The sequence below is a fragment of the Sandarakinorhabdus sp. genome, assembly GCF_040398645.1.
In the GTDB taxonomy this organism is placed as follows: domain Bacteria; phylum Pseudomonadota; class Alphaproteobacteria; order Sphingomonadales; family Sphingomonadaceae; genus Sandarakinorhabdus.
The window spans coordinates 54,227-57,730 of the sequence record NZ_JBBATR010000010.1 but is presented as its reverse complement, the minus strand read 5'-3'; the positions used below and the strand labels follow the sequence as shown (position 1 = coordinate 57,730).

The window sequence follows — 3,504 nt, the reverse complement described above, 5'->3', positions numbered from 1 at the left end:
ATGCAAGCATCAGTCATGCCAGGCATCGACGGCGCGGCGCGTGAACCGGCTGCCTACGGTCTTGCGGCGGCTGCGCCCGATCTGGCAGCGCGCGAGCAGTGGGGCCGCGTGCGTATCGCCCTGCGGCAGGATGCAGGCGATCACAGCTTCGATGCCTGGTTGGGGCCGCTCACCTTGCAGGCGGCGGATGGCGATACGGTGCGGTTGGCCGCGCCGACCGCCTTTGCAGCCGATTGGGTGACCAGCCATTATGCCGATTTGCTGCGTCGGCATTGGGCCGCGGTGCTGCCGGCCGTGCGCCGCGTGCTGGTCGAAACCAGCTGCGCTGCGGCCATTGCTGCTGCCAGGCCGGCCCAGGCCGCGCTGGCATCGCAGCAAGCCGGCCCGCGCCAGTCGCTGCCCGTGGATGCCCGCTATAATTTTGACAGTTTCGTGGTCGGCAAATCCAACGAGCTGGCCTACAATGCCGCTCATGCGATGGCCGAGCCTGGCGCGCCGGGCTTCAATCCGCTGTTTTTGCACGGCACCACCGGGCTGGGCAAAACCCACTTGATGCACGCCATCGGCAACGCCTATCTGGCCCGCCAGCCGGACGCCCGGGTGGCCTATCTGTCGGCTGAAAAATTCATGGTCGAATTTCTGGCCGCGATGCGCGCCAAGGACACGATCAGCTTCAAGCAGCGGCTGCGGTCGGTTGATCTGCTGATGATCGACGATGTTCAGTTCATCGCCGGCAAGGAATCCACGCAGGAAGAATTTTTCCACACCATGAACGAGATCATCGGCGCTGGAAAACGCCTGGTGATCACTGCCGATCGCTCACCGCAAAACCTCGAAGGCATTCAGGATCGCATCCTGTCGCGCATGGCATGGGGGCTGGTGGCCGATATCAATCCGGCCGATTACGAACTGCGGCTCAATATCCTGCACGCCAAGGTCAGCAGCCTGGCCAACCGCGCGCAGGTGCCAGACGATGTCATCGAATTTCTGGCCCGCAAGATCACCGCCAATGTGCGCGAACTGGAAGGTGCGCTCAACCGTGTCACGGCGTTTGCGCTGCTGGTTGGCAAGCCGATCACACTTGAATTCACCCGCGAAACCCTGGCCGATCTGCTGCGCGCCCATGAAAAAAAGCTGACCATCGATGATATCCAGCGCAAGGTTGCCGACTATTACGGCCTGAAAATGGCGGAGCTGCTGTCCGAACGCCGCTCACGCGATGTCGCGCGGCCGCGCCAGATCGCCATGTATCTGGCCAAGAAGCTGACACCGCGCTCCCTGCCCGAAATCGGCCGGCGCTTTGGCAATCGCGATCACACCACGGTGATGCACGCCGTGAAAAAAATCACCGAATTGCGCGGGCTGGACCGGGAGATCGACAGCGATGTCGCCATCTTGGCTCGGCTGCTGGACGGCTGAACCCGGGGCGCATAGCGTAGAAAGAACGTTAAAGCCTCCGGCGGGCAGGGGTGACCCCTGCACCCGTTTGTTGGTTCGGCCCGATATTTCAGAGGTTTGGACCGAACCAAAACGGACGTGGTGCAGGGCTCAGCCCTGCCCGCCGGAGGCCGTTTTTTCTACTTGAACCTCGCTCAACACGGTTTTGCGTGATCCCACCGCCAAGGCTGGCCAGCGCCGCGCCAAGCGCCTAACCCCGGCGATGTGCAACGCTTGCTTCGCTCCGGGCCGTTCTGGTTTATCCTCTCCTGCGCGGCGTTTGCGTCGCTGTGGGTGATGATCCGCTATGCTGCGCGCGGCATGCACAGTGTTGAAATCGTGTTTTTCCGCAACGCGTTCGGTTTGCTGTTCCTGATGCCGATGTTGCTGGCTGCGCCGGGCCTGATCCGGCTTGACCGCATGCGCATCCATCTCGGCCGCGCGACCTCGGGATTTATCGCCACCATGGGCACATTTTATGCGGTCGCCAATGCGCCGCTGGCTGATGTGATTGCCATCAATTACACGGCGCCGCTGTTTGGCACCATCGGCGCGGTGCTGATGCTCGGCGAACGGGTGCGCGCCCGGCGGGTGGCGGCGCTGGCGGTGGGCTTTGTCGGCATGCTGCTGGTGCTGCGGCCGGGCGCGGTGCCGTTCAGCCCCGGCATCATCGCGGCGATCGTGGCGGCGGTGGCCACCGGCTATTCGATTGTCGCCATGCGCAGCCTGACCGCCACCGATGACAGCCGCGCCGTGGCAGCCTGGACCTTCATCCTGACGACCCCGCCCAGCCTCGCTGCGGCGCTGTGGGTGTGGACACCGCCGCCGCCCGGCATCTGGCCGCTGCTGGCCGGCATTGGCGCCGCGGCGGCCATCGGGCAGCTCAGCTTGACAAGGGCCTTTGCGCTGTCCGAAGCGTCGGCGGTGCTGCCGTTGGATTTCGTGCGGTTCGGGTTGATCACGGCGGCGGGGATCCTGCTGTTTGGCGAAACCTATGATCTGTTCACGCTGGCGGGCGGCGGCTTGATTTTGGGCTCGACCATCTATCTGGCGGTGCGCGAGGCGCAGCTGCGCCGGCAGCAACTGGGTTCGGAAACAAGTTCGGGCTGACGCTTTGAAAAGGTTGCACCGGCGCGTCCGGCTGCTCATAACAGTCCGGCAAAAATAACATGGGGAGAGCGTGATGCAGTTGGATGGATTGTCGGCAGTGGTGACAGGCGGCGCTTCGGGGCTGGGCGCAGCGACGGCGCGGCTTCTGGCCAGCCACGGCGTCAAGGTGGCGATATTCGACATGAACGCCGAAAAGGGCGAAGCCATCGCCGCGGAAGTCGGCGGCGTGTTCTGCAACGTCAACGTCACCGACGATGCATCGGTTGATGCCGGCTTTGTCAAAGCGCGCGCTGCGGTGGGCCAAGAGCGGATCCTGATCTGCTGCGCCGGCACCGGCAATGCCATCAAGACCGCCAGCCGCTCCAAGGAAGATGGCAGCATCAAGCATTTCCCGATCGATGCCTTTGATCGCATCATCCAGATCAATCTGGTCGGCACCTTCCGCTGCATCGCCAAATCGGCTGCCGGCATGATGAGCCTGCCGCCGATGGAAAATGGTGAGCGCGGCGCCATCGTCAACACCGCCAGCGTTGCCGCCGAAGACGGCCAGATCGGCCAGGCTGCCTATTCGGCGTCCAAGGGCGGCGTTGTCGGCATGACCCTGCCGATTGCCCGCGATCTTTCCAGCGAAGGCATCCGGGTCAACACCATCCTGCCCGGCATTTTCAACACGCCGTTGCTGCAGGGTGCGCCGGACAATGTGAAGGCCGCGTTGGCAGCGACTGTGCTCTTTCCCAAGCGTCTGGGCGGTCCGGAGGAATATGCGTCGCTGGCGGTGGAAATGTGCCGGAACTCCTATTTCAACGGCGAGGATGTGCGGTTGGATGGCGGGATCAGGATGGCACCGCGGTAATCGCAGCTGGGCGCGCAAATAGCGCAGCTATTTGCCGACTCCGGCAAGATCGGACGGCGAGCGAAAAGGGCGGGGCATTCCCCGCCCTTTTTGACTCGTCCGAC

General features: G+C 63.6%; 3 protein-coding genes. All 3 read left to right on the top strand.

The features are described 5' to 3' along the window. The 3 genes from dnaA to ABWP50_RS04125 all read left to right on the top strand — a co-directional run bounded on the left by dnaA (nucleotide 1) and on the right by ABWP50_RS04125 (nucleotide 3,400). Nucleotides 1–1,419: a chromosomal replication initiator protein DnaA gene (gene dnaA, locus ABWP50_RS04135; RefSeq protein WP_353216727.1), complete on the top strand. Its 1,419-nt coding sequence runs from the start codon at nucleotides 1–3 to the stop codon at nucleotides 1,417–1,419. Nucleotides 1,420–1,662: 243 nt separating this feature from the next. Beyond that, the gene (locus ABWP50_RS04130) at nucleotides 1,663–2,547 is read left to right on the top strand and encodes a DMT family transporter (protein ID WP_353216726.1); all 885 of its coding nucleotides are present in this window, start codon (nucleotides 1,663–1,665) and stop codon (nucleotides 2,545–2,547) included. A gap of 73 nt (nucleotides 2,548–2,620) precedes the next feature. Continuing rightward, nucleotides 2,621–3,400 carry an SDR family NAD(P)-dependent oxidoreductase gene (locus ABWP50_RS04125; RefSeq protein ID WP_353216725.1) on the top strand — a complete coding sequence of 260 codons (780 nt, stop codon included), beginning with the start codon at nucleotides 2,621–2,623 and terminating at the stop codon, nucleotides 3,398–3,400. Nucleotides 3,401–3,504 lie beyond the last annotated feature (104 nt).